Raw genomic sequence first — 22,666 nt, forward strand, 5'->3', positions numbered from 1 at the left:
CCGACAAGCGCCGGTGATGACGAGCGTCAAGGAGTTCCGCGTGGACGAGCGCGCGACGGCCACCGACCTGGGCCGTGGCGCGTTCGTGTTCACCGACGACTACTCCGTCTTCGACTGGGGGAAGATGCCCGACGAGATCCCCGACAAGGGGGCGTCGCTGTGTACGATGGGGGCGTACAACTTCCAGCTGCTGGAGGAGAACCACGTCCCGACCCACTACGAGGGCGTCCGGATCGACGGCCACGACGGGACGCTGGACCTCGGCGAGGCGCTGTCGACCGGAGCCGTCCCCGAGGAGATGGTCATCTCGCTGACGCAGGTGCCGGACCTGCCCTTCGCCGACGGCTCCTACGACTACGACGCCTACCACGACGCGGCCGGGGAGAACTACCTCGTCCCGCTGGAGATCGTCTTCCGGAACCGGGTCCCGGTCGGGTCGTCGCTGCGCTCGCGGACCGACCCCGCCGACCACGGCCTCGACTTCGAGGAGTGGCCCGACGACGCCGTCGACCTGCCGGAGCCGGTGGTGGAGTTCTCCACCAAGTACGAGGAACAGGACCGCTACCTCGACCGCGAGGAAGCCGACCGCATCGCCGGCGCGGCGAGCATCGACCGCCTCGAAGAGCTGGCCCTGGCCGTCAACCACGTCGTCACCGACCGGGCCGCCGAGGCCGGCCTCGTCCACGAGGACGGGAAGATCGAGTGTCTCTACCACGGGGGGCAGCTGCGCGTCGCTGACGTGGTCGGCACCTTCGACGAGAACCGGTTCTCCCACGACGGCCAGCAGGTCTCCAAGGAGGTCGTCCGCCAGTACCACAAGCGCACCCAGCCGGAGTGGGTGGAGGCCGTCGGCGAGGCCAAGCGCCGCGCCGATGCGGAGGGCGTCGCCGACTGGAAGGCGCTGTGTGAGCGCTCGCCGGAACCCCTCGACGAGGCCGTGATCGCGGCCGCTCGCGACCTCTACTGTGCCGGCACGAACGCCTACGTCGGCGGCGACGTGTTCGACGCGCCGTCGCTGGACGCCGCCGTCGACGCCGTCCGGGACCTCTAGGCGATGTCGCGGCTGGTGTCGACGACGACCCGTTCGGTCAGTTCCAGCGCCAGCGTCTCGGTCAGCGCCGAGCCGCCGCGGAACTTCGGGACCGCCAGCAGGGACTCGACGCCGTCGGCGTCGACCGTGGTCCGGAGCGACAGGACCACGTCGGCGACGTGGGTGGTCCGATCGCGCTGGGCCGGCGGATCGGTCCCGTCGAGGCAGTGCAGCACCGCGACCCCCTCGGTGTCCGCGGCCCAGCTCTGGAGCGCCGCGAGGAACGCCCGGTAGCGCCCGGGGTCGCGGCGTTCGAGGACGTCCACGGGGTCGACGACGACCGATCCCACGGCCACCCCGTCGACGATCCGCCGGACCGACCGCAGCGGCGTCTCGTGGTCGACGGCGTGGACCTCGACCCCCGCGAGGTCGACGCCCGCGGCCCCGAGAGCCGTCCGTACCGAGCGCGCGGTCCGCTCGGTCGTGACGTAGTGTGTCTCGCGCTGCGTGGCCAGTCGAGAGAGGAGCAGTTCGGCCTGGCTGTCCGGCGGCGCGGTGAGTGCCACCACCGTCCCCCCGGGGAGACCCCCGCCCAGTTTCCGGTCCAGCGCCCGGACCCCCGTCCGGTGCCGGTCGCGTTCGTGTGACACGGCACGCCGGACTCGGCCCCTCAGGGCCTTTGTAACGCGTCCCGTACCCGTCGCCACGACGCGAGCAAAGAGCGTGAGAACGATCCGTAGGCGGTCGCTTCCGGGCGCGCCGCGTCCCAGCGGTACCGCCCCGGCTCAGTCGTCGGCTTCCGGCTCGGGCTCGTCCGCCACGAACTCGCCGAGGCCGTCGATGGGTCGGTCGGGGTTGGCGTCGTCCAGCACCTCGGGTGCCCCCAACTGTGCGTCGGTCTCGTCGGGGTCGCGGAGCTTCGTGCGGCCGCGGTGGACCGTCACCTCGTCGTCGAGGTGGAGCCCGATGGCCTCGACGAGCGCCTCGGCCTCCAGCGGTTGGCCGATCCGCTGGAGGTCCGCCTCGGTGGCGTCGTCGGGGACGTTGAACGCCCGCTGGGTGATGATCGGGCCCTGGTCCAAGTCCGTCGTCACGTAGTGGGCGGTGACGCCGGCGATGCGGACCCCCTCCTCGATGGCCTGCATGTACGCCGACGCGCCGGGGAAGGCGGGCAGCAGACTCGGGTGGACGTTGATGATGCGGCTCTCGTAGCGGAAGACGACGTCCGGCGAGAGGATGCGCATGTAGCGGGCCAGCACGACGAGGTCGACCTCGTACTCGCCCAGCAGCTCCAGCAGGCGGTCCTCGTCGGGCGTCCCCTTCTCGTCGCCGATGTCGTGGAACGGGACATCGTACTTCTCGGCCAGCGGTTCGAGGTCGTCGTGGTTGCCGATGACCACCTCGATGTCGGCCCCGAGGTCGCCGTTGGCCCACGCCTCGAACAGCGCCTCCAGGCAGTGGGACTCCTTCGTGACCAGGACGGCGATGGACTGGGTCTCCCGGTCGGCGGGGAACCGGACCTGCACGTCGACGCCCAGTTCCTCCCCCAGTTCGTGGAGGTCCTCGCGGAGTTTCCCCTCCGTGGTCACCATCTCCGCGGTGTCGACGTGCATCGTCATCCGGAAGACCCCCTCGCGGACCGCCTGATCGAGGTCCTCGATGTTGATGCCGCGCTCGAACAGCAGCGACGTGACCTCGGCGATGAGTCCCGTGTCGTCGTCGCCGACGACGGTGATCTCCGTGAGGCCGTGTGTCACGCCTGCCACCTCCGGACGGTGTGACGGCTCATTACCACTCGGTTCGGCTGAGGCGATGCAAAAGCCTTCGTTTTCCGCCGCCGTGGCGTCATCACTATACTGCTCCGGTGCAAGGTCGGAGGTGTGAGTGCCGACAGCCCGACTGTTGTCTACGCCGACCCCGACGAGACCGGCCGCGAGACGACGGCCGCGGCGTTGACGGACGCCAGTCTGCAGGTAGTGACGACGCCGACCGTCGCCGAGACGGAACGGGCGCTCGCCGAAAGGCCCGACTGCGTGGTCACGGCCGCGACGTTCCCCGACGGCGACGCCGCCGACGTTGTCACGGCCGTCCGCGACGCGGAGCCGGACTGCCCGTGTGTGGTGTACGCCGCGGAGTCGCCGGCCGACCTCCCCCGCGGCGGCCCCGGACAGGTCGTCGAATACGTCCCACGGACGGTCCCGAACGCGGCGGAGCGACTGGCCGAGATCGTCGCGGCGGCGGCCAGCGAGCCGACACAGGCCGCCTACCCCGTCCCGGCCGACGAGGCCGAGCGACTGGCGGCCCTCCGACAGTACGACGTCGAGTCGCTGTCGGCCGCGGAGACGTTCGACCGCCTGACCGCACTGATCGCCAGCCACTTCGACATCGACGTGGCCTTCGTCGGCCTGGTCGACGAGCACGAGGAGCGGTTCGTCGCCTGCGAGGGCGCGAACTGGCGGACGCTGGCCCGCGAGGACACCATCTGTACCCACACCATCCTCACCGAGGAGGTGATGGTGGTCGAGGACACCCACGAAGACCCCCGGTTCGACGGGAACGAGCGGCTCGACGAGCTCGACATCCGCTCGTACGCCGGCGCTCGGATCACGGACGGCGAGGGCCGAGCGCTGGGCGCGGTCTGCTGTACCGACGACGAACCCCGCTCGTACACGCGCGCCGAGCGGGACGACCTCCGTCGGTTCGCCGACGAGGTGGCCGAACAGCTGCAGCTCCGGCGGCGGCTCGACGGAGGTGCCGGCTGAGATGGCGGCCCAGAAGCCGTCGCCCTACGAGTTCGCCGACCTCCCGCTGTCGCCGGTCGACCCGGGGACGAACCTGCTGGTGGCCGGACCCACGCTGGGCGGGACCCGCGAGGTCCTCCTCCGCCTGCTGCTTGGCGGCGACGGCGTGGTCGTCGTCACCGCCGACACCGGCGCTCGCCAGGTACTGGAGGCCTTCGAGGGGCTGGGCGGCCGGCGGACCGACGGCGTCCGCGTGGTCGACTGCACGCAGGAGGACACCAGCGGCCTCGGGAGCGGCGTCGCCACCGTGGGGACCCCGGCCGACCTCACCGGTATCGGCATCGAGTACTCCAACCACTACGAGCAGGTGTACGCCCGCGGCTACGACGCCGTCAGGACGGGCATCCACACGCTGACGCCGCTGCTGGTCTACAGCGACGAGGTCCGTCCCGTCTTCCGGTTCGTCAACACCGTCACCAGCCGCGTCCGGACCGCCGACGGGCTGGGCCTCTGTGCCATCGACCCCGAAGCCCACGACGACCGCGTGGTCGGCAGCGTCACCCAGCCCTTCGACGGCCGGATCGAGGTCCGCGAGGGCGAGACCGGCCCGGAACTGCGCGTCCAGGGCCTCGAGGACCAGCCGACGACGTGGACGAGCGCCGACGCGCGGGCATAACGCAAGCGTTTTCTCCGGGCCACGCCGCCACGTCAGTAATGACCGCTTTCACCGCCACCGTCACCGTTCGGCTGAAACGGGGGGTCCTCGACCCCGAGGCCGAGACCACCCAGCGCCAGCTCGAACGGCTCGGGTTCGAGCTGGAGGACCTCCGGTCGGCCGACCGCTTCGAGATCGACCTGGCGGCAGACAGCGCCGACGCCGCCGCCGAGCGCGCCGAGGAGATGGCCGAGCGGCTGCTGGCGAACCCGACCATCCACGACTACGACGTGGAGGTAGCCGAGCGGGAATGATCGCAGTAGTGCAGTTCGGGGGCTCGAACTGCGACCGCGACTCCGTACAGGCCCTGACGTCGCTGGGCTTCGACGCCGAGCTCGTCTGGCACGAGGACGGCCTGCCCGCGGACGTCGACGGCGTGATGCTCCCCGGCGGTTTCTCCTACGGCGACTACCTGCGAGCGGGCGCGATGGCCGCCCGCTCGCCCATCGTGGAGGAGGTCCGCGACGCCGCCGCGGACGGGACGCCCGTCCTCGGGGTGTGCAACGGCGCACAGATCGGCTGCGAGTCCTCGCTCACGCCGGGGGCGTTCACGACGAACGAGAGCGCCCGGTTCCAGTGCGAACACGTCCACTGCCGCGTCGAGAACGCCGACACCCCCTGGACCAGCGGCTACGACGAGGGCGAGGTCGTCGAACTCCCAATCGCCCACGGCGAGGGCCGCTACGAGATCGCCGACGATCGGCTCGACGAGCTGGAGCGCGACGACCGGATCCTGTTCAAGTACTGCGACGCCGAGGGCGAGGTCACGCCCGAGGCCAACCCCAACGGCTCGAAACACGCCGTCGCCGGCGTCACCGGCGACGACGACCACGTCGCCGTGATGATGCCCCACCCCGAGCGGGCGTCGCTCGACGACCTCGGGCGTACCGACGGCGAGCGCGTGCTCGACGGGTTCGGGCACTGACCGGCCGAGCGGGCTTCCCGTGACGCGACCGCCGTAGCCGCGGCTGGCGGGGTCACAACAGGGAGGATAGGATGGGTGGGGCCAGTGGAGCGTGTGACGTTCGTCCGCGGCCCCTACGCCCACGTAGTGGCCGATCGGGGATAAACGCCAGCCTACCGGAGTGAAAGTGAAAGTGGCGGACGGAGTGGGTGTGTGGTGCCGTCACACTCATCTCACGGGCACGATTAGTCGTCCGTATGACCTCCGAGGGGGCGGACGACGAGAGCGTCAGGGTGTGGCTCGTCGAGCGGACCTACGGCGACGACGAGCAGAACCTCGTCATCCTCACCTACGCGACGCCGGACGGCCGCCGCGAGTTCCGCAGGGAACGGGCGCTGACCTCCTTCACCGGCGACCACCGCGAGACGCCCGTCTCGCTGGTCGTCGATCCCGGGAACCTCGGGACGGTCGGCGAGGCCGAGACCCGCGAGCGCTACGCCGCCGAGGTCGAGCGGATGCGCGAGAAGCACGCCCCCGACGGGACGCTGTAGTCAGGGCGACCGGAACACCCGGATGGTGTCGCGGTCGGTCGGCTCCCGGATGAGCTGTGCGAGGCCGTGCTCGGCGAAGACGGACTTCCAGTTCCGGTGGTACAGCGGGAACTCGTCGTCGACGTAGCTCACGTCCGTCTCCGCGCGCCCCCGGTCGGGGCTGTTGCCCTCGTTCTCGGCGGTGATCAGCAGGTCGCCGGCGACGCGGGCGACCTCCCCGAACACCCAGGCGTCGTCGGGGTGGACGTGCTGGAGCGTCTCGACGGTGTAGACCACGTCGAAGGCGTCGTCGGCGAGATCGGGCAGGTACGACTCCAGAGCCGTCGTGTGGAAGGTCCCCGTCTCGGCGAGCCGGGGGTAGTGGTCGGCCATCACGTCGAAGGAGTCGTCGTTGATGTCGACGCCCGTCAGGTTCTCGTAGCCCAGGTCCAGCAGGTGCGCGAGGTGTCGGCCCGAGCCACAGCCGAGTTCGAGGATCGCCGCGTCCTCGCCGGCGTAGTGGCCCAACACGTCGCCCAGCGTCTCGCTGACCTCGTTGGGGCCGATGTCGGCGTAGTAGGCCGGCGAGAAGCGGCCGGAGCGGTCGGCCCAGTCCCGCCGGACGTCCTCGGGGTCCATACGTGGGGACAGAACGCGGCGACGCTAAACGGTTTCCGGTCGGCGGCGGCTCGGCGACGGGGCGCTGGGCCCCGGCCGGCGTCAGGGCTCGAACTCGGCCCGCACCTCGAAGTGTCGCACGCGGTCGTCGTACCGCGAGAGGAGGTCCCGGGCCGTCGGCGGGACGTGCGCCTCACCGTAGTCCTCGCCGGCGAACCCCTCGACGGCCTCGATGGACTCGAACCGCATCGCCGTGACGAACTCGACCTCGCCGTCCCGGGACCGCCGCAACACGCGGCCGCCGCGGTAGCCGTCGACGGTCTCGGCGACCTCGGGGAAGAGCTCCCCGGTCAGGAACCGCTCGTACTCGTCCGCGTCGTCCGGGGCCGTCCACCCGTGCCAGATCCGTTCGATCATACCGCCCCTGGACGGCGCTGGACCGTGAAGGCTTGGCCGGTGTCGCCGAGCCGGCGGCTACCGCGCAAGCGGCATCGCGTAGCTCGTCTCGCGGGCCAGCACTTCGTCCCAGGTCCCCTCGCACTCGCAGTCGACCTGCTCGAAGACGCTGGGGTCCTGCCGAAGGTCGAAGTCCTTGATGGCCCGCTGGACCCGGTCGTCGCAGTCCCCGCAGTTGTGCGGGCCGCGGTCGCTGCCGTGGCCGACGGGGTCTGAGACGACGATGACGTCCGCGTCGGCGGTCGATTCGAGCACCTCGGCGACCGACCAGAGCCACGGCGGCCGGTAGCCGCCGTCGTGGTACAGCTCCTCGACCATCGTGTACCGCTGGACGTTGCAGGGGTTCATCGAGACGGTGTGACACCCCTCGACGCCGGCACAGCGGCGCACCGACCGCTGCATGTCCGCGAGGGCCTCGGCCTCCGAGAGGAAGGGCGGTTTCATCAGCAGGTACGCCTTCACGCCCGCGCCGGCCTCGCGGGCCTCGGCACAGGCGGCCTCGAAGTCCGCGAAGTCGAAGTACTTGTTCACGCAGTCGTGGCGCACCCGGTCCGTGGCGGTCTCCAGCCCGACCGCCACGTCGGTCTCCAGGCCGGCGTCGACGAAGTCGGCGACCCGCTCCTCCTCGACGAAATCGGGCAGGGACTCCACGACGATGCGCTCGCGGTCGCTAAAGGTGTCGGCGATGGCCTGCCGGGTCTCGGCGGGCACCTCCCGCTCGTCGAGGAAACTCCCGGAGGTGTAGATCTTGATCAGGCCCGACCGCTCGTCGGCGTTCTCCGCCTCGTGGTCGAGACAGTGCCGGACCTGGGCCATAAGGTCCTCGTGGGCGACGCTGCCGCCCTCGACGCTCTCGGCGACGTAGCCACACATCGTACAGCCGCCGGCGCGGGCCCACCGGCAGCCGCCGGTGTTGAGGATGATCGTCAGGCTCTGGTACACCCCGTCGGGGGTGTTGTCCTCGTCGATCCAGACGCGGGTCGGCTCGCGCGGATCGTAGGTCGCGTCGTTGCGCGACCGCACCTCCCGCATCACCGCGTTGTGGGCGTCCATCCCCTTCCCCGCCTCGTAGACCTCGGGACTGGGCTTGCTCATCACGCCGCTGTTGCCGACGGGCGCGTATATCGCCTTCGTTCGCTAAGGGGTCGCCCGGGCGACGCCTCACGGGTGTCCGAACGCCAGCAGGCGACCGCCGACGGCGGCGTAGGCGGTCCCCTCGGCACCGGCCACGTCGAAGACCGTGTCCTCCGGTCGGTAGACGGCGATCGGCTCGCCGGACCGGTCGTCGACGGCGTAGAGGCTGGTGAAGTCGGCCTCGTCGGGCGTGATCGCCTCCGCGACGGCCATCGTGTCGGTCGCGCCGGCCGGCCAGCCGTTGTTCGAGGGCGTCGCCCAGCGGAAGCGGCGACCGCCCCCCGGCACGTCGAAGGCGTCGACGGCGTTGGCGCGGACGGCGGCGCGAGCGTACAGCGTCTCGCCGTCGGGGGCCAGCAGCGGCCAGTCGCTGTACCCCGACACCCGCCACCGGACGGTGCCGTCGGCGTCGTAGGCCACGGTCTCGTCGCCGAGGCCGTACAGCGTGTCGCCGTCGGCGAGGAACGACTCGACGGGGCGGGTGTCCCGCCAGCGCTCGGTGCCGTCGGGAGCGAACGCCCGCAGCGTCGAGCGGTCGTCGTCGGCCGCGGCGACGACGGCGGCGTCGGCGAGCGGGACGATCTCGCGGGGCTCGTCGGTCGCCGTCGACCACCGCTCCGCCCCGTCGACGTCGAGGCCGGTCACGGTGTCGTACTGGCCGACGGCGACGCCCCCGGCGTACGTCGTCGCGGCCTGGACGCCGGCGAACGACTGCGACCAGCGCACCTCGCCGGTGGCGGCGTCGACGCCCAGCAGCGCCGTCGACAGCGGCTCCTCGGGCGTGTCGTGGGTCGACTCCGGGACGAAAAAGTCCCGCGCGCCGGCGACGACCGTCCCGTCGCGGACGCCCGCGACGGCCAGTTCCCGCTCCCGCCGGAGCGACCACCGTATATCGCCGCTCTCGCGCTCCAGCGCGTGCAGCGCCGTCCAGGCGTAGTCGTCGGTGTTCCCGGCGACGACGTACAGCGTGTCCTCGGTGACGGTGAGCGCCCACTTGTCCCGGGCGTTGGTCTGCGTGAGGTAGGAGCTGGCGACCACGTCCCCGTCGAGGGCCGCCCGCCACCGGAACCCGTCGCCCGCGCGGTCGACGGCGGCGACGGCCGACCGAGAGGCGTCGTCGCTCAGGGTCGCGTAGAGGTCCCCGTCGGCGACCCGTAGTGACAGGGCGTTCCCGAGATCGATGTCGAGCGTCCACGTCGGCAGCCACGCGAGGAGCGAGTCGCGCTCCGTCGCTTCCGGCTCGGTCCGCGTCTCGCCCGGCGTGTCGGTCGCCGGACCGGTCGTGGGCGGCTCCGTCGTCGGCCGCTCGGTCCCCGGGTCCCCGTCGTCGGAACACCCCGCGAGGGCGGCCAGCGCGGCCCCGGCGGCGGTGACGAACTGTCTTCGGGAGGGCATATTCCGCCCTTCCCTTGCCGCCACAAAGGGCCTTCTGGAGGGTCAGCGACGGTTTGACCGATCGACGGCCAGCCACGCGAGGCCGCCAGCGAGGGTCCCGACGGCGTTGGCGAGCGCGTCGAGGGCGCTGGTGTCCCGCGTCGGGACCGGCCCCTGGAGCAGCTCGATACCCGCGCCGTAGCCCGCGACGGCGACGAGGACGGCCGCGAGCGCCAGCGCGGAGCGGGCGTCTCGCCCCCACGACGCCAGCCCCGCGAGCGCGGCGTACCCGAGCGCGTGGACCCACTTGTCCAGCGCGACGCCGAGCACCAGCGGGAGCGCGTCGCCGCCGCCGGTCGGGAGCGGGACGAGCGACCCTACCAGCAGGAGGACAGCGAGGGCGACCGCCGGTACCTGTCGGCGCATCGCCGGCTACCGCTCCTCGACGTGGCGGGTCTGGACCGCGATGCCGCGGGACGAGGAGCGCATCTCCGGCCCGCTCATCTGGGCGCGGCCGACGCCGAAGGCGGCGTCGCCCCGGATCACCACGTCGTCGCCGACGCGGATGTCGTCGCTGGCGTCGGTGACGCCCGGCGCCAGCACCGAGCCGTGGGGGACGAACGGGTCGATGTCGACGGTCTTGGTCGGGACGTCGCTGTCGAGCCACCGGCGCGCGCCCGCCAGCGTCAGCGAGAGCACGCCGTACTGCTGGGCCAGCGCCGCCAGCTGCTCGCCGTCGGCGTCCTCGACCCGGAGCTGTGGGTACCGGCCCGGGGTCGCGATGTCGCCGAACAGCTCGTCGCCCGCGCCGGCCCCGAACTGGTAGTCCGCGACCGCGCGGACCGTGTTGTGCTCGCGCTCCCGTTTCTGGTAGCGGTCCCAGCCCGCCAGTTCGCCCGCTAGCTCCGCCAGCGAGTCGGCCGTCGTCGGGTGGTCGCCGACGGTGTAGGTGAACTCCCGGTCCAGCGCGGCCTCGACGCGCTCGCAGATGTCGCGGTAGCCCTCGCCGGGGACGTGGGCGATGACCTCGGGGTAGTCGGTCCCCGCGAGGTACCGCTCCAGCACGTTGGCGACGAACTCGATCTCGGTGGCGGTCCACCGGCCGGTGACGACGGAGTCGTAGTGCTGGGCGGGGTAGGTGAGCTCGAGTTCCTGCGGGACGACCCCGATGGGCGAGGTCATCGAGACCATGTGTGCGCGCCACTTGACGGCGTCGTGGAACTGCTCGTGGCTCTGTGAGTCGCTGTAGGGCTTGCGGGCCGAACACGGCACGAGGACGAGCGGCCGGTCGTCGAACCGGGGGACGTACCGCTCGGTGACCCGCTCGGCGAACCGCTGGATCTCGACCCGGCGGAGGCTGTCCTCCGTCGCCGCCGACAGTTCGGCCCGCCGGATGAGCGGCGTCCGCTGTTCGAGGTAGCCGTACTCCTGGTCGAGCCGGCGCATCGTCGCGGTGAGCCAGTTCGCCTGCCGGGCCTGCCCCTCGACGTAGTCCCGCAGGCGGCCGTCCCGGACCCGCCGGCGGACCCGCCGGAGTTCGGCGGCCAGCGCGTTGACGTTGTGTTCGGCGCAGGCCGCGCGGTCGAACTCCTCGCGTGGCACCCGACAGGCCGGACACGCGCAGGGCAGTTCGTCCAGGTCCTCGAGGAAGTGGGCCTCGTCGGTCGTCAGGTAGCGGCCCTCCCGGCCCCGAACCACGGCCCTGTGCGGGTCGACGAGGTCCGCCCCGGCGTAGACCAGCGTGGCGACGTTCCTGGGCGTGGCAACCCCCGGGAGGTAGAGGGCGGTGTCGGCCGGCGTCGCTTCTCGTACCGTCGTGACGGCCTCGACGAAGGCGGCGGCGTGGCCGGCGTACCCCGGCGCGCCCGAGAGGACGGTCACGTCAGCGGGGTGGTCGGCGGCCGTCTCGGGCGCGACGACGGCGGCGCTCGGGAAGTCGACGTCGGGGGTGTCGCCGGCGAAGGCCTCGGCCACCTCGTCGGGCGTACCCGCGGGCATCCCGCGGTGGGGCAGCACCGTCACCGCTCCGTCGTCGCCCTCGGGGGGGTCGGGGTCGCCGGCCCACCGGCTCCCAGCGTCGTCGAGCACGCGGTGGACCGCGCCCGGCGTGTCGGCGTCCACGTCGTCGACCAGCGCCGGCGTCGTCACGGACTCGGCGAGGCGGAGTTCGCCGATCCGCGCGGCGCTGTCGCGCTCGTGGACCTCGAAGTAGTCGGTCATACCACCCTCTCGGCCGCGGCCGAGTAACTATCTTGCTCTTCGGCGGACAAACCCCCGGTCCGTTTCCGGGTGTGTAACGTGGTATTATACCACGGATAGCCGAAGGGGACCCTATGTCACCGACGACGCCGGACCTCGACGGCAGCACGGCCTTCATCACCGGGACGACCCGCGGCATCGGGAAGGCCATCGCGCTGGCGCTTGCCGAGCGGGGCTGTGATATCGTCTCGACGGGCAAGACCAGCGAGGCCGACGACTACGGCGAGGACAAGGACCTCGAGGGCTCCATCGAGCAGACCGCCCGGGAGGTGGAAGAACGGGGGGCGGAGGCCCTGCCGATCCAGCTCGACGTGCGCGACCCGGAGAACGTCGAGGCCGCCGCCGAAGAGGCCATCGACCACTTCGGCGAGGTGAACGTCGTCATCAACAACGCCAGCGCCATCCAGCTGGTCCCGACCGAGGAGCTGCCCCCGGACCGGTTCGACCTGATGACCGACGTGAACGTCCGGGGCACCTACCTCACCGCACGCGCCTTCGCGGACCACCTGAAGGATGTCGAGGGGGACGCCTGGGTGCTGACCAACGCCCCGCCCGTGACCGTCGACCGCGCGCCGGGCCACGCGCCGTACTCGTGGTCGAAGCTCGGGATGTCCTTCGTCACGCTGTCGCTGGCCTCGGAGCTTGGCGGCCACGACGTGGGCTGTAACGCCTTCTGGCCGGTGACGGCCATCGACACGCGGGCGACCCGCTACTTCGGGCTGGGCACCGAGGACGACTGGCGTACGCCCGACATCGTCGCCGACACGGTCCTGGAGATCCTCTCGCGGGACCCCGCCGAGTTCACCGGCAACGCCGTCTACGACGAGGAACTGCTCCGTGAGGCCGGCATCGAGGACTTCTCCGAGTACAACCTCACCGAGGGCGACCCCGACCCGATCTCGGCCCGGATGGTCGACCCCGACTACGAGCGGCCGTCGTAGCGCGCGGCTTTTCCCGGTCGGCGGCCAACGGCCCGGTATGATCGGGTCGCGGACCGTCACGGCGGCGGCGGGCCTGCTGGCGAGCCTCGCGGTCAGCGCCGCGCTCTGGTGGTACTTCGACACGCTCGCGGTCTTCCTGGTCGTGCCGTTCGTCCCCTTCCTCTCCCGCCGTCTCGGCGGGGACGAGGACCGGCCGCCGGCCCGCGAGTGCCCGGAGTGTGGCTTCCGGACGCGGTCGCCGGAGTTCGACTACTGCCCGCGGGACGGGCGGCGGCTCGGGGAGTGACCGCGACGGGGGGTTTTTGTTCCCGACGAGTGACACGACCGCTATGGACGCAGACGTCGAGGTCCGCGCGGGCGACCCGGGCGACGTGCCGGCGGTCCAGCGTGTGGCAGACCGGGCCTGGCACGCCGCCCACGACGAGATCGTCGGTCCCGAGGCCGTCGACGCGTTCCTCCAGCGGTTCTACGGGACCGACAGGCTCGCGACGGCCGTCGAGGCCGACGACCGGGTCTTCCTCGTGGCGACGCGCGAGGACGAGGTGGTCGGCTTCGCCGGGGCCGGACCGACCGACGAGGACGACGGGACCTGGTCGCTGTCCCGCATCTACGCCGACCCGGACCACTGGCACACCGGCGTCGGGACGGCGCTGACCGGGCGGGTCCGCGACCGTGGCGGCGACCGCCTCCGCCTGGTCGTGATGGCCGACAACGACGTCGGCGTCGGGTTCTACGAGGCCCGCGGCTTCGAGCGCGTCGACGACCACTACGACGAGTTCCTCGACGTCGACGGTTACGTCTACGCGAAGCGGCTGTGACTACTCCGTCGCCGGCCCACCGCGCCGCCCCAGCGCCCACCGAGCCGTCAGCAGGAGACAGACCGTCCAGAACCCGACTTCCAGGAAGAACGAGGGGGTCCACAGGTAGTAGAAGAAGAAGTCCCCGGGCGGGATACGCAGCGGGTCGGCCGGGCCGACCAGCGGCCAGCCGAGGAACAGCGCGTCGTCGGGCCGGCCGTTGACCACGATGTGGAGCGCGTCGAGGACGAGGTGCGAGGCCCACCCGACGGCCGCCGACAGGCCGGCCCGGCCGGTCAGGGCCAGCGGGACGGCGACGACCAGCAGGAGGCCGCTGTGGCCCACGGAGTGGAAGACGTCGACGACCCCCGCCGACGCCAGCGGCTTGTCGACGAGGTCCGGCAGCGCCGCGCCGGCGACGAGCCACAGCGGCGCGAGCCGCGTGTAGCGGCCGATCACGGCCGCCGCCAGCAGGTGGGTCGCGAAGAGCACGGCGGTCGTAGGCGGCCGTGACAGTTGTGTCTGCCGGCGACCCTACACGTCGACCCGCCGGAGCAGCGCCGTCCCGGCGACGAACGCCCCGACGCCGATGCCGACGCCGACGAGCGTGTCGCTCAGGTAGTGGGTCCCCAGGTAGACCCGCGAGACGGCGATCAGCGCCGCCAGCCCCGCCACGGGGGCGAACGGCAGCGTCGGCGACTCCCGGGCGACCAGGGCGTAGACCGTCACGGCGGCGGCGTGGCCCGACGGGAACGAGTGGGCCAGCCCGCCCCCGTCGGTCAGACAGACCGGCTGGGGCGGGAACGGCCGCTGGACGAGCAGCATCAGCGAGCCGACGACGACGCCGGCGATCGCCAGCGACGCCGCCGTCGCCCGGAGCTCCCGCCGCCAGCCCGCGAGACGGGCGAGGCCGAGGAACACCAGCGCGGCCGTCGCCGACCCCAGTCCCGTCACGGAGGTCATCACCTTCGTCACCGCCGGGTGGCGGGCGGCGAGCGTCACCTCCAGGGCCGCCCGGTCCAGCGCCACGACGGCGTCGACGACGGCCGTCACGAACTGGTCGACGGGACCGGTCTGGAGCGTGACGCCGACGGCTGCGGCCGCGGTCTGGATGGACACTCCCGACTGGTAGGACTCGACCGTGATCAGTCCGGCGTTCGCCGGGCGCTGTCCCGCCACAACGGGCGACAGCGGCTCCACTGGCCGACCGTTTATGCCGCTCCCGCCCAACGACTGGGTATGAGTACCGCCACTGAACCCTCGCCGTCGAACGTCGAGACGCTCGAACCGCTCCACTACGCCGGGATCGCGCTCGCGGTCGTCTCGGGCGCGATCCACCTCTGGCTGGGCGTGAGCTTCGCGCCCAGTCCGCTGGGCATCTCCTTTCTCTTCGCCGGCGTCGTCTTCGTCGCCGCCGCGGCGGGGGTCGCCGTCGGCTACCGCCGGGGGCTGCTGTACCGGCTCGGCGTCCCCTTCACCGCCGGACAGATCGTCCTCTGGTACCTGATCAACTTCGCCGCCGGGCCGAAGTCGTTCCCGGCCGACGTGGGGACCCTTGGCGCGGTCGACAAGGTCGCGCAGGTCCTGCTGATCGCCGTGCTGGTCGCGCTCGTCCGCCGGGAGTGAGTCTCAGACCCGGCACAGCAGGTCGTACTGGTGGGCGACGTAGGTGAGCTCCGCGTCGGCCAGCTGCGCCCGCCGGGTTGCCAGCCAGTCCTCGGCCCCCTCGACGCTGGCGTCCGCGAGCGACTCGGCGACGAACCCGAGGATCGTCTCGAGGAAGTACCGCTCGTCGGCCGGGTACGCGCCGTCTCGGGGCCGGACGACCCAGTCCGACGCGCCGACCGCCAGCAGGTCGCCGTCCCCGTCGCCCAGCCGGGACAGCAGGTGCCGGCCGGCGTAGGGGTCCCGCCCCTCGACGGCCGCGATGCTGTCGTGGTAGGCCCGTTCGACCCGCTCGTCGGCCGGGTGGTCGGGCTGGAACAGCGTGGCCCCGTCGAAGGTGATCGGGAGGTACGCCAGCCCGCCGGGCGCGAGCGCCCGGTCGACGGCCGCCAGCAGGTCGTCCGGCGGGACGAGGTCGGCGAACGCCTGTGCGACGAGGAGGTCCGCCGCCCCCTCGTCGACCGCCAGCGCGTCGCCGACGGTGAAGGACACGTCGAGGCCGGGGTCGGCCCCCGCCCGGAACCCGTCGTCGGTCCGCTCGACCCGATAGCCGTCGGCGGCCAGTTCGTCGGCGCGGGCCTCGCGGCCGTGAGCGACGAGCTCGGGGTCCCGCTCGACGCCGCGGTAGGTCCCGCCCGTGACCCCCCAGTCGAGGAGCCGCGGGACCGTCGCGCCGGTCCCGGGCGCGAACTCGACGACAGCGGGGGCGTCGGGGAGCCGGGCGAGGACCGCGTCCCGGACCCGGCGGTCCAGCGCACGGTCGTCGACGGTCCGCTTGGCGTCGAGGTAGCGGGTGTCGGCGTGGTCCATCGTCACAGCGGCCGCTCGTAGCTCGCCCACGCCACGTCGTCCTCCCACATCCTGACGGTCAGCGTCTCGGCCGCGTCGGGGTCGAGGCGCGCGGCCACGTCGTCGGCGAAGACGCGCGCGAACCGCTCGACGCTGGGGTTGCCCTCGACGGCGGGCACGTCGTTGAGCAGTTCGTCGCGGTAGCGGTCCGCGATCTCGTCCAGCGCCGCCTCGACGGCGTCGATGTCGACGAGGTAGCCGTACTCGTTCACCTCGGGGCCGGCGAAGCGGACGTCGGCCTCGTAGTGGTGGCTGTGGACCTCCCCCTCCGGGCCGGGGTCCGGGACGGTGAGGAAGTGCTGTGCGACGAAGTCACGGGAGACTGCGAGTTCGTACATGGCTCAGTAGGTGAACACGACCGACAGCGCCTCGCGGTCGGCCGCCAGCGTCTCGTAGGCGGTCGCTGCGTCCTCGATGGGCACGCGGTGAGTGACCAGCCGGTCGAGGGCGTGCTCGCGCACCACCTCGACGGCGCGGTCCATCCGGCGCTCCCTCGTCCAGCGGCCACGCAGCGCCGGCGAGAGCGTGCTGACCTGGCTGGACTTGAGATCGACCCGGCCCCGGTGGAAGTGGCCGCCCAGGGCCAGTTCCGCCGGCTTGGTGCCGTACCAGGAGCCGACGACGACGCGGCCGTCGTAGCCGACGGCGTCGACGGCGTCGTCGAGCGCGGCGGGTTCGCCCGACACCTCGACCGCGAGGTCCATCCCGGGCGGATCGCCGCGGTCGCCGAGCGGGGCCACGTCGCTCGGCCGCAGCGTCTCGGTCGCGCCCAGTCGCTCGGCGGCCTCGCGCCGGCGGGCGACGGGGTCGACGACGACCAGCGCGTCCAGCGGGAACGGCGACAGCACCGCCGTCGTCGTCAGTCCGACGGGGCCGGCACCGAAGACGACGACCCGCTCGCCGACGCGCGGCGTCGCGTCCAGCACGAAGTTGACGGCCGTCTCCGCCGTCGGGAACAGCGTCGCCGTCGTCGGCTCGATGTCGTCGGGCACCGGCCGCAACTGGTCGGGGGAGGCACAGAAGTGACTCTCGTGTGGGTTGAACCCGAACACCAGCCGGTCGCGCCAGTCGGGGTCGACCCCGTCGCCGACCTCGCGGACGCGGCCGACCGCCGCGTAGCCGTACTGGACCGGGTAGTCGAAGCGCCCGTCGAGCGTGTCGATGGTCTCGTCGACGGCCAGCTCCTCGGGCACCTCCCCGCGGTAGACGAGCAGTTCGGTCCCGGGGCTGACCCCGGAGACGACCGTCTCGACGAGGGCCTCGCCGGCGTCGGGGGTCGGCGGTCGCTCCTCCCGGACCGTCACGGAGCCCGGTCGGTCGAAGTAGAGGCTGCGCGTGCGGTCAGTCATCGGCGCTGGCCCGGCCGGACGCCGTCACGGGGTCCCCCGTCGCCCGGCCCGCTTCGAGTGCGTGTTTGGCCGCCGATCCCGCCCCCTGTGCCGTCTCGCCGTGGCCGACGCCGACGCGCATCTCGACGCCCGCGGCCTCGCGCACGTGGTCCAGCACCCCGTCGTAGGTCTCGGCGTCCAGCGGCGGGCAGACCGAGATGGCGTTGTCGCCGCCGACGAAGGCCGTGACGCCGCCGTGGTCGCGCATCCGGTCGGTCAGTTCGACGACCGCCCGGCGGATGGCCAGTTCGGCGTCCAGCGCGTGCTGGCTGTCGGTGTACCGGCCGGTGGCGTCGACCACGTCGAAGTGTGCGACGGCGAGCGGCCCCGACGGCTCCCCTCGCCGGTCGACGGCCAGCCGCTCGGTCCGCTCGGCGCTCTGTGCGCTGCCGGTGTCCTGCAGGGCGTCGCTGGCCCGGCCGAGCGCGGCCAGGGGCGTCTCGCCGGTCGCGACGCCGAGGCTCGCGGTCACCGGGTAGCGGTTGGCGACGAGCCGCTGGAACCGTTCGTGGTCCGCGGGGGCGAGGCGGTTCGTCACCGCGACGAGGTTGTCGTACCGACCCGGGAAGACGTAACCGTCGCGGCTGCCCACGAAGTCCGCGAGGTCGGCGTAGAGACGAGCCTGCAGGGCCTGTAACGCCGGCTCCGGGCGTGGCTCCGGCGTCACCGTCCACGGGCCGTAGTCGTCTAACTGCACGAGCGCGAGCTGGACGACCGAGTCGCGTGCCCCAGTCACATAGCGCTATTCGGCTGCGAATGTATTACTCTTCGGACTGTGGGCGCGTCACCGCGACGAGATCCCGGGCGAACACCGCCAGCGACGGGAGCAAGACCGCGGGCGCGACCAGCCGGACCAGCGGCGTCGGCGCGGCCGGGGCGAGGGCAACGGTGAGAAAGCCCATCTGCAGGGCCGCCAGCGGTCGGCGGACGCGGCTGGGCGGGAGGTCACCGACGGCCCCGCCGCGCCGGCGGTGGAGCCAGCAGCCGGCCCGGTAGACGTACCGCGCGGCCGACAGCGAGAGGTACCACGCCGGCAGCAGACCCCACGCGACGGCGACCAGCGGCGCGACGAGGAAGCCGGTCGTGTCCGTCGCCATGTCCAGCCGCTCGCCGAGCCGCGTCTCCGTGCCCACCGAGCGGGCGACGGCACCGTCGACGGCGTCGAGGGCCACCACCGCGCCGTAGCCGAGCGCCGGGAGCCAGCGGAGTCCCGCGGCGGGGTCGACGAGCGCGAACCCGGCGACGCCGGCCAGCAGGCCCGCCCGGAACAGCGTCACGTGGTTGGCCAGCCCGAGCGCGCCGAGGCGGGTGCCGTCGACGCGGGGGAGCGTCGCCCGGTGTCGCCACAGGAACCCCCCGACGTACGCCAGTACCGCGCCGGTCGGGGCGAGCCAGCGCAGCCCCGCCGACTGCGAGAACCGCCCGGAGAGCCACCAGTAGCCGGCGACGAGGCCGACGACGGCGGCGACGACGAGGACGCCGAGCTCGGCGGAGCGACGGCGGCCCGAGACCAGGTGACCGGTCGCGTCGCCGCTCATCCGTCGGTCCCCGCGAGCCGCCGGCGCTCGTCGGCCGACAGTGCGAGGCCGGCACCGGCCAGCGTCTCGACGGCCTCGCGCTCGACCACCGGGACGAGTCCGCGGCCGACGGCTCGGGCGACGGCGACCCGCTCCGGCGCGGTGTCGCGCGTCCGCGCGACGGCGGTCGCCGCCCCGTCGACCAGCGCCGACGGAGACGGGACCGTCAGCAGGACCCGACACCCGCGCTCGCGGTGGGCCGACAGCGCCGACTCGGACGGCGGACTCCCCGCAGCGACCAGCGGGGCCCGTCGGGTCGCCGCCGCGGCCGACTCGACGGCCTCGCCGAGCACCCGGACGTCGCCCCGGTCCCGGGCGCTCTCGGCCGCGTCCCACCGCTCCGCCCGGGCGTCGGCGACCAGCAGCGAGTCGAGCGCGCCGCCCCCGAGGCCGGTCAGCAGTCGCTCGACGGCCGCGTCGACGGGCGTCCGCCACGGCACCCGGCCGGCGACGTGGACCGCCTCGCGGGTCGGTGCGCCGTGGGCCGACAGCGCGTCGCCGACGGTCGCCGCCGCCGCCGGGTCGACGACGAGGAGCCGACAGCCCGCGTCCAGCGCCCGCTCGGCCGTCTCACGGTCGTCGGCCGGCGGGGCGACCCCGACCCGCGGGAGTCGCAGGCTCGCGGGGGCGCTCGGGGGCGACGGCGGCGGTCGCGCGACGGGGAGCGCCGTCGGCGTCGCCGTCGCGCCGCGGGCCGGTGGCTCGGCGGCCTCGCCCGTCTCGGCCGCCCGTTCGACGGCCTCGCAGACGGCGGCGACGTGTGCCCCGCGGCGGGCGGTCCCGCGGTCGGGGTCGCCCCGACGCACCGACCGTGCGAGCGCCGCGGGCCCGTCGGCGTACGACCCCTCGCGTTCGGGGAACTGCGGGGGAGCCGGCGCGTACTCCCGGCCGGACCGGCCGACCCGGACCCGGTCGGCGGCGTCGGCCTGCGCGCCGGCGTCGTCGAGGTACAGCGACCCGTCGTCCCCGTGGAGTTCGACGCCGTAGAACTCCCGGCCCCGGTGAGGGGTGTACAGGCTCGCGGTCAGGCGCACCCGGGGGCCGTCACGGTGGTCGAGGACGGCGTCGACGTGCGAGTCCGCCGTCGGCCCCCGGTCCGCCCGGTCGGGCCACGGCCCCGCGGCGTCGGCCGAGCGGACCCGCTCGACCGGACCGAACCAGGCGACCAGCAGCGTCAGCGGGTAGACGCCGCCGTCCCACAGCGGCCCGGCCTCGAGGAACGCCCCGGGGTCGTCGTGCCACTCCGTGACGCGGCCGACGTGGGCGTCGGCGTAGGCCACCCGGACGGTGCCGAGGCGGCCGTCGGCGAGCAGCCGCGCGGCCCGCCGCTGGCCCGGGTTCCCGGGGTTCGTCGGCGCGCAGGCCAGGCCGAGGCCCCGCCGCGCCGCCAGCGCCACCAGCTCGTGGGCCGCGGCGGCGTCCATCGCGAGGGGTTTCTCGGAGAAGACGTGCCGGTCGGCCCGCAGCGCCGTCCGTGTGACCGACTCGTGGGCGGCGTGGCCCGTGAGGTTGACGACCAACGGCGCGGGCTCGGCGTCGAGGGCCGCCGGCAGGTCGTCGTGAGCCGCCGCGTCGTACTCGTCGGCGGCCCGCCGTGCCCGCCCGCCGTCGATGTCACAGACGGCGGCGACGTCGAGATCGGGGGCGGCCGTCAGCGCGTCCAGGTAGCGGCCGGCGACCGACCCCGCGCCGACGACGAGACAGTCCATACTCGCGGTTGGGGCGCTGTCGGAAAAAGCGCGCACCCTACAGAGATGGGGTTTTCCCGCTCGGCCCCCGAGCGAGCGGTATGGCCCGCGTGGCGGTGGTCCACAACACGCTCGACCTCCGAGGGGGGGCCGACGCCGTCTGTGCCCACGTCTGCGAGGCGCTCGACCGCGATCACGAGGTGGTGCTGTTCACCGTCTCCGAGACCGGGCTCGGGACCCTCGACGACCTGTTCGGGACCGACGCCGACGTGCCCGTCAGGACCCCGCCGGGGACCGCCGTCGCCGCGCCGCTGTTCGCCCGCGCCGACGACGCGTTCGGCCCGCAGCTGGCCCCCCGAAGCGTCGTGTTGGCGCGGTGGCTCCGCCGGCACCTCGCCGCCTTCGACTGCGCGGTCAGCACGGCCAACGAGTTCGCGTTCGGGGTGCCGTCGGTCCAGTACGTCCACTTCCCGCAGTTCAACGGCCACGTCCCGGGTCCGGAGGGACCGGACGGAACGAGCGGCGACGCCGGCGTCGCTGACCGCCTGTGGACACGGCTGTCGGGGCTGGCCGACCGGCGGCTGCCCGCGGACGCGACGCTGCTGGCGAACTCCGGGTACACCGCCGACCACGTCGCGGCCCGGTACGGCCGCCGGCCCGCCGTCGTCCACCCGCCGGTCGATCCCATCTCAGGGGAGCCGTGGGCCGAGCGCGAACGGGGAGTGGTCACGGTCGGCCGGATCGCCCCCGACAACCGGACGCTGGACGCCGTCCGGGCGGTCGACCGGGCGCGCGAGCGGGGCGTCGACCTCCACCTCCACCTCGTCGGGTCGACCAGCGACGCCTACCGCTCGTACGTCCGGCGGGTCGAGCGCGCCGTCGCCGAGCGCGACCACGTCCGCCTCCACCGCGGGGTCTCGCGCGACCGGCTCGAAGCGCTGCTCGGGAGCCACCGCTACGGGCTCAATCCCAAGCACGGCGAGCACTTCGGGATGGCGCTGGCCGAGTACGTCGCCGCCGGGATGGTCGCGTTCGCCCACGACTCGGGCGGGCAGCGGGAGGTGGTCGACGGGGCACCCGACCGCCTGTTCACCGACCCCGCGTCGGCCGCCGACCGGCTCGTCGCGGCCGTCGAGACCGACGCCCGGCCGCGGCTCCCGCCCGACCGGTTCGGAAGCGAGCGGTTCCACGACCGGATTCGGGCGGCCGTGGCGGCTCGGCTCGAGCGGCGGTAGGCGGCGGCGAGTCCCCGCTCAGTCCTGGCGCTCGGCGACCAGCACGCCCACCTGATCGCCGACCATCTCGACCGCCGTCAGCGCGTAGCCGGCGTCGGTGAACGCGTCTACGAGGACGCCGACGGTCGCGGGGTCGTCGACCTCCGGGCTGTAGAACGGCTCCTCGGGGTTCGGTTCGCCGAAGAACATCACGTCGCCCAGCACGATCCGGCGCGGACCGAGGGCGGCGATCGTGTCGATGGCCTCGCGCTTCTCGTCGTCGCCGAGGTGGTGCATCGCGAAGTTCGAGGTGACGACGTCCACGTCGACGCCGTCGGGGACCTGCGGGTCGCGGAACCGGCCCTCGCCGAAGCCGACGTTCCCGACGCCGCGGTCCGCGGCCTTCTCGCGGGCTCGGTCCAGCATCCCCTCGCTGATGTCCCGGCCGACGACCTCGCCGGCGGCGTCGGCGAGGCCGAACGCGATCGCGCCCGTCCCCGTGCCGAGGTCCAGCACCACGTCGTCGTCGGCGGGGTCGGCGTGGGCGACGACGAGGTCGGCGCAGGCCCGGTACTCCGGGGAGTCCTGCTCCTCGTCGTAGTCGGCGGCGTGCTCGGAGAAGCGGTCCGCGTGCTCGTCGAGTGACTTCTTCATACGGGGGCGTTGGCGGCCGGACCACAAGTACGGCGCGGCTCGCGGACACGGCTGTCGATACGAACAGCGGATATTTATTTACGTATTACTAACCAGTTCGAAACGGAGGGTCGGCCGGGCCGTCGCGTGGTC

General features: G+C 73.1%; 28 protein-coding genes. 11 read left to right on the plus strand and 17 right to left on the minus strand.

Going from position 1 to position 22,666, the window contains the following annotated elements; translation table 11 throughout:
• Positions 1-16 precede the first annotated feature (16 nt).
• Entirely contained in the window at positions 17-1,051 is a 1,035-nt protein-coding gene (locus tag P0592_RS03495; protein ID WP_276272882.1) for a phosphoribosylaminoimidazolesuccinocarboxamide synthase, read from the plus strand.
• Here P0592_RS03495 and P0592_RS03500 read toward each other — a convergent pair.
• Positions 1,048-1,680 carry an RAD55 family ATPase gene (locus P0592_RS03500; protein WP_276272883.1) on the minus strand — a complete coding sequence of 211 codons (633 nt, stop codon included), beginning with the start codon at positions 1,678-1,680 and terminating at the stop codon, positions 1,048-1,050. The two genes, P0592_RS03495 and P0592_RS03500, sit on opposite strands and share 4 nt — an antisense overlap.
• 135 nt (positions 1,681-1,815) lie before the next feature.
• Entirely contained in the window at positions 1,816-2,787 is a 972-nt protein-coding gene (locus P0592_RS03505) for a formyltetrahydrofolate deformylase (RefSeq protein ID WP_276272884.1), read from the minus strand.
• A gap of 123 nt (positions 2,788-2,910) precedes the next feature.
• On the opposite strand from P0592_RS03505, the gene P0592_RS03510 reads away from it, so the two are divergent.
• The 5 genes from P0592_RS03510 (at position 2,911) to P0592_RS03530 (ending at position 5,941) form a co-directional block, all read left to right on the plus strand.
• The gene (locus P0592_RS03510; protein WP_276272885.1) at positions 2,911-3,792 is read left to right on the plus strand and encodes a GAF domain-containing protein; all 882 of its coding nucleotides are present in this window, start codon (positions 2,911-2,913) and stop codon (positions 3,790-3,792) included.
• Position 3,793: 1 nt separating this feature from the next.
• Positions 3,794-4,447 carry a DUF7504 family protein gene (locus P0592_RS03515; RefSeq protein WP_276272886.1) on the plus strand — a complete coding sequence of 218 codons (654 nt, stop codon included), beginning with the start codon at positions 3,794-3,796 and terminating at the stop codon, positions 4,445-4,447.
• Positions 4,448-4,485: 38 nt separating this feature from the next.
• Positions 4,486-4,740, plus strand: a complete 255-nt coding sequence (purS, locus tag P0592_RS03520) for a phosphoribosylformylglycinamidine synthase subunit PurS (protein ID WP_276272887.1) — start codon at positions 4,486-4,488, stop codon at positions 4,738-4,740.
• Positions 4,737-5,411, plus strand: coding sequence for a phosphoribosylformylglycinamidine synthase I (purQ, locus tag P0592_RS03525; protein WP_276272888.1), 675 nt, complete (start codon positions 4,737-4,739; stop codon positions 5,409-5,411). Before purS ends, purQ begins: the two co-directional genes overlap by 4 nt.
• A gap of 236 nt (positions 5,412-5,647) precedes the next feature.
• Complete coding sequence (locus P0592_RS03530) at positions 5,648-5,941, plus strand: DUF7967 family protein (RefSeq protein ID WP_276272889.1); 294 nt, start codon at positions 5,648-5,650, stop codon at positions 5,939-5,941.
• Here P0592_RS03530 and P0592_RS03535 read toward each other — a convergent pair whose 3' ends face one another.
• The 6 genes from P0592_RS03535 to arcS form a co-directional block, all read right to left on the minus strand.
• Positions 5,942-6,559, minus strand: a complete 618-nt coding sequence (locus tag P0592_RS03535; RefSeq protein ID WP_276272890.1) for a class I SAM-dependent methyltransferase — start codon at positions 6,557-6,559, stop codon at positions 5,942-5,944.
• A gap of 81 nt (positions 6,560-6,640) precedes the next feature.
• Positions 6,641-6,955: an antibiotic biosynthesis monooxygenase family protein gene (locus P0592_RS03540; RefSeq protein ID WP_276272891.1), complete on the minus strand. Its 315-nt coding sequence runs from the start codon at positions 6,953-6,955 to the stop codon at positions 6,641-6,643.
• Between the two features lie 57 nt (positions 6,956-7,012).
• Positions 7,013-8,089 carry an archaeosine biosynthesis radical SAM protein RaSEA gene (locus P0592_RS03545; RefSeq protein ID WP_276272892.1) on the minus strand — a complete coding sequence of 359 codons (1,077 nt, stop codon included), beginning with the start codon at positions 8,087-8,089 and terminating at the stop codon, positions 7,013-7,015.
• Positions 8,090-8,155: 66 nt separating this feature from the next.
• Positions 8,156-9,523 carry an outer membrane protein assembly factor BamB family protein gene (locus P0592_RS03550; RefSeq protein ID WP_276272893.1) on the minus strand — a complete coding sequence of 456 codons (1,368 nt, stop codon included), beginning with the start codon at positions 9,521-9,523 and terminating at the stop codon, positions 8,156-8,158.
• A 42-nt stretch (positions 9,524-9,565) separates the two neighbouring features.
• Positions 9,566-9,928, minus strand: coding sequence for a VanZ family protein (locus P0592_RS03555; protein ID WP_276272894.1), 363 nt, complete (start codon positions 9,926-9,928; stop codon positions 9,566-9,568).
• Between the two features lie 6 nt (positions 9,929-9,934).
• The gene (gene arcS / locus P0592_RS03560; RefSeq protein ID WP_276272895.1) at positions 9,935-11,722 is read right to left on the minus strand and encodes an archaeosine synthase subunit alpha; all 1,788 of its coding nucleotides are present in this window, start codon (positions 11,720-11,722) and stop codon (positions 9,935-9,937) included.
• A 113-nt stretch (positions 11,723-11,835) separates the two neighbouring features.
• Here arcS and P0592_RS03565 point away from each other — a divergent pair, with 113 nt between their 5' ends.
• Genes P0592_RS03565 through P0592_RS03575 form a run of 3 tightly spaced genes read left to right on the plus strand, consistent with a single transcriptional unit; the run spans position 11,836 to position 13,520 of the window.
• On the plus strand, positions 11,836-12,702 hold the full coding sequence (locus tag P0592_RS03565) for an SDR family oxidoreductase (RefSeq protein ID WP_276272896.1): 867 nt from the start codon (positions 11,836-11,838) through the stop codon (positions 12,700-12,702).
• A gap of 37 nt (positions 12,703-12,739) precedes the next feature.
• Positions 12,740-12,988, plus strand: a complete 249-nt coding sequence (locus tag P0592_RS03570; protein ID WP_276272897.1) for a hypothetical protein — start codon at positions 12,740-12,742, stop codon at positions 12,986-12,988.
• 43 nt (positions 12,989-13,031) lie between these two features.
• Entirely contained in the window at positions 13,032-13,520 is a 489-nt protein-coding gene (locus tag P0592_RS03575; RefSeq protein WP_276272898.1) for a GNAT family N-acetyltransferase, read from the plus strand.
• Here the strand turns inward: P0592_RS03575 and P0592_RS03580 are convergent, their stop codons facing one another.
• Complete coding sequence (locus tag P0592_RS03580) at positions 13,521-13,991, minus strand: metal-dependent hydrolase (protein ID WP_276272899.1); 471 nt, start codon at positions 13,989-13,991, stop codon at positions 13,521-13,523. It lies immediately after the preceding gene.
• Between the two features lie 42 nt (positions 13,992-14,033).
• A complete protein-coding gene (locus P0592_RS03585; RefSeq protein WP_419181126.1) occupies positions 14,034-14,552 on the minus strand; it encodes a phosphatase PAP2 family protein in 519 nt (172 codons plus the stop codon).
• A gap of 186 nt (positions 14,553-14,738) precedes the next feature.
• On the opposite strand from P0592_RS03585, the gene P0592_RS03590 reads away from it, so the two are divergent.
• On the plus strand, positions 14,739-15,125 hold the full coding sequence (locus P0592_RS03590; protein ID WP_276272901.1) for a hypothetical protein: 387 nt from the start codon (positions 14,739-14,741) through the stop codon (positions 15,123-15,125).
• 3 nt (positions 15,126-15,128) lie between these two features.
• Here the strand turns inward: P0592_RS03590 and P0592_RS03595 are convergent, their stop codons facing one another.
• The 6 genes from P0592_RS03595 to P0592_RS03620 are packed head-to-tail and all read right to left on the minus strand — an operon-like array spanning position 15,129 to position 20,687.
• On the minus strand, positions 15,129-15,974 hold the full coding sequence (locus P0592_RS03595) for a class I SAM-dependent methyltransferase (protein ID WP_276272902.1): 846 nt from the start codon (positions 15,972-15,974) through the stop codon (positions 15,129-15,131).
• A 2-nt stretch (positions 15,975-15,976) separates the two neighbouring features.
• Entirely contained in the window at positions 15,977-16,351 is a 375-nt protein-coding gene (locus P0592_RS03600) for a 6-pyruvoyl trahydropterin synthase family protein (RefSeq protein ID WP_276272903.1), read from the minus strand.
• A 3-nt stretch (positions 16,352-16,354) separates the two neighbouring features.
• Positions 16,355-17,362, minus strand: a complete 1,008-nt coding sequence (locus P0592_RS03605) for a zinc-dependent alcohol dehydrogenase (RefSeq protein WP_276272904.1) — start codon at positions 17,360-17,362, stop codon at positions 16,355-16,357.
• A complete protein-coding gene (locus P0592_RS03610) occupies positions 17,355-18,137 on the minus strand; it encodes a GTP cyclohydrolase IIa (RefSeq protein WP_276272905.1) in 783 nt (260 codons plus the stop codon). Before P0592_RS03610 ends, P0592_RS03605 begins: the two co-directional genes overlap by 8 nt.
• 25 nt (positions 18,138-18,162) lie before the next feature.
• Entirely contained in the window at positions 18,163-18,939 is a 777-nt protein-coding gene (locus tag P0592_RS03615) for a CDP-alcohol phosphatidyltransferase family protein (protein WP_276272906.1), read from the minus strand.
• Complete coding sequence (locus tag P0592_RS03620) at positions 18,936-20,687, minus strand: Gfo/Idh/MocA family protein (RefSeq protein WP_276272907.1); 1,752 nt, start codon at positions 20,685-20,687, stop codon at positions 18,936-18,938. The genes P0592_RS03615 and P0592_RS03620 overlap by 4 nt, the downstream gene beginning before the upstream one ends.
• Before the next feature lie 80 nt (positions 20,688-20,767).
• On the opposite strand from P0592_RS03620, the gene P0592_RS03625 reads away from it, so the two are divergent.
• Positions 20,768-21,901 carry a glycosyltransferase gene (locus tag P0592_RS03625; RefSeq protein WP_276272908.1) on the plus strand — a complete coding sequence of 378 codons (1,134 nt, stop codon included), beginning with the start codon at positions 20,768-20,770 and terminating at the stop codon, positions 21,899-21,901.
• 18 nt (positions 21,902-21,919) lie between these two features.
• Here P0592_RS03625 and P0592_RS03630 read toward each other — a convergent pair whose 3' ends face one another.
• A complete protein-coding gene (locus P0592_RS03630; protein ID WP_276272909.1) occupies positions 21,920-22,534 on the minus strand; it encodes a class I SAM-dependent methyltransferase in 615 nt (204 codons plus the stop codon).
• Between the last annotated feature and the right edge of the window lie 132 nt (positions 22,535-22,666).

The organism is Haloarcula litorea, from assembly GCF_029338195.1.
GTDB classification, from domain to species: Archaea; Halobacteriota; Halobacteria; order Halobacteriales; family Haloarculaceae; genus Haloarcula; species Haloarcula litorea.

Excerpts from the sequence above, each read along its gene's own strand:
- P0592_RS03620 (WP_276272907.1), bottom strand. The coding sequence starts at position 20,687 with ATGGACTGTCTCGTCGTCGGCGCGGGGTCGGTCGCCGGCCGCTACCTG.
- P0592_RS03515 (WP_276272886.1), top strand. The coding sequence starts at position 3,794 with ATGGCGGCCCAGAAGCCGTCGCCCTACGAGTTCGCCGACCTCCCGCTG.
- P0592_RS03535 (WP_276272890.1), bottom strand. The coding sequence starts at position 6,559 with ATGGACCCCGAGGACGTCCGGCGGGACTGGGCCGACCGCTCCGGCCGC.
- purS (WP_276272887.1), top strand. The coding sequence starts at position 4,486 with ATGACCGCTTTCACCGCCACCGTCACCGTTCGGCTGAAACGGGGGGTC.
- P0592_RS03565 (WP_276272896.1), top strand. The coding sequence starts at position 11,836 with ATGTCACCGACGACGCCGGACCTCGACGGCAGCACGGCCTTCATCACC.
- P0592_RS03495 (WP_276272882.1), top strand. The coding sequence starts at position 17 with ATGACGAGCGTCAAGGAGTTCCGCGTGGACGAGCGCGCGACGGCCACC.
- P0592_RS03600 (WP_276272903.1), bottom strand. The coding sequence starts at position 16,351 with ATGTACGAACTCGCAGTCTCCCGTGACTTCGTCGCACAGCACTTCCTC.
- P0592_RS03555 (WP_276272894.1), bottom strand. The coding sequence starts at position 9,928 with ATGCGCCGACAGGTACCGGCGGTCGCCCTCGCTGTCCTCCTGCTGGTA.
- arcS (WP_276272895.1), bottom strand. The coding sequence starts at position 11,722 with ATGACCGACTACTTCGAGGTCCACGAGCGCGACAGCGCCGCGCGGATC.
- purQ (WP_276272888.1), top strand. The coding sequence starts at position 4,737 with ATGATCGCAGTAGTGCAGTTCGGGGGCTCGAACTGCGACCGCGACTCC.
- P0592_RS03550 (WP_276272893.1), bottom strand. The coding sequence starts at position 9,523 with ATGCCCTCCCGAAGACAGTTCGTCACCGCCGCCGGGGCCGCGCTGGCC.
- P0592_RS03595 (WP_276272902.1), bottom strand. The coding sequence starts at position 15,974 with ATGGACCACGCCGACACCCGCTACCTCGACGCCAAGCGGACCGTCGAC.
- P0592_RS03605 (WP_276272904.1), bottom strand. The coding sequence starts at position 17,362 with ATGACTGACCGCACGCGCAGCCTCTACTTCGACCGACCGGGCTCCGTG.
- P0592_RS03615 (WP_276272906.1), bottom strand. The coding sequence starts at position 18,939 with ATGAGCGGCGACGCGACCGGTCACCTGGTCTCGGGCCGCCGTCGCTCC.
- P0592_RS03540 (WP_276272891.1), bottom strand. The coding sequence starts at position 6,955 with ATGATCGAACGGATCTGGCACGGGTGGACGGCCCCGGACGACGCGGAC.
- P0592_RS03625 (WP_276272908.1), top strand. The coding sequence starts at position 20,768 with ATGGCCCGCGTGGCGGTGGTCCACAACACGCTCGACCTCCGAGGGGGG.
- P0592_RS03530 (WP_276272889.1), top strand. The coding sequence starts at position 5,648 with ATGACCTCCGAGGGGGCGGACGACGAGAGCGTCAGGGTGTGGCTCGTC.
- P0592_RS03630 (WP_276272909.1), bottom strand. The coding sequence starts at position 22,534 with ATGAAGAAGTCACTCGACGAGCACGCGGACCGCTTCTCCGAGCACGCC.
- P0592_RS03590 (WP_276272901.1), top strand. The coding sequence starts at position 14,739 with ATGAGTACCGCCACTGAACCCTCGCCGTCGAACGTCGAGACGCTCGAA.
- P0592_RS03545 (WP_276272892.1), bottom strand. The coding sequence starts at position 8,089 with ATGAGCAAGCCCAGTCCCGAGGTCTACGAGGCGGGGAAGGGGATGGAC.
- P0592_RS03570 (WP_276272897.1), top strand. The coding sequence starts at position 12,740 with ATGATCGGGTCGCGGACCGTCACGGCGGCGGCGGGCCTGCTGGCGAGC.
- P0592_RS03575 (WP_276272898.1), top strand. The coding sequence starts at position 13,032 with ATGGACGCAGACGTCGAGGTCCGCGCGGGCGACCCGGGCGACGTGCCG.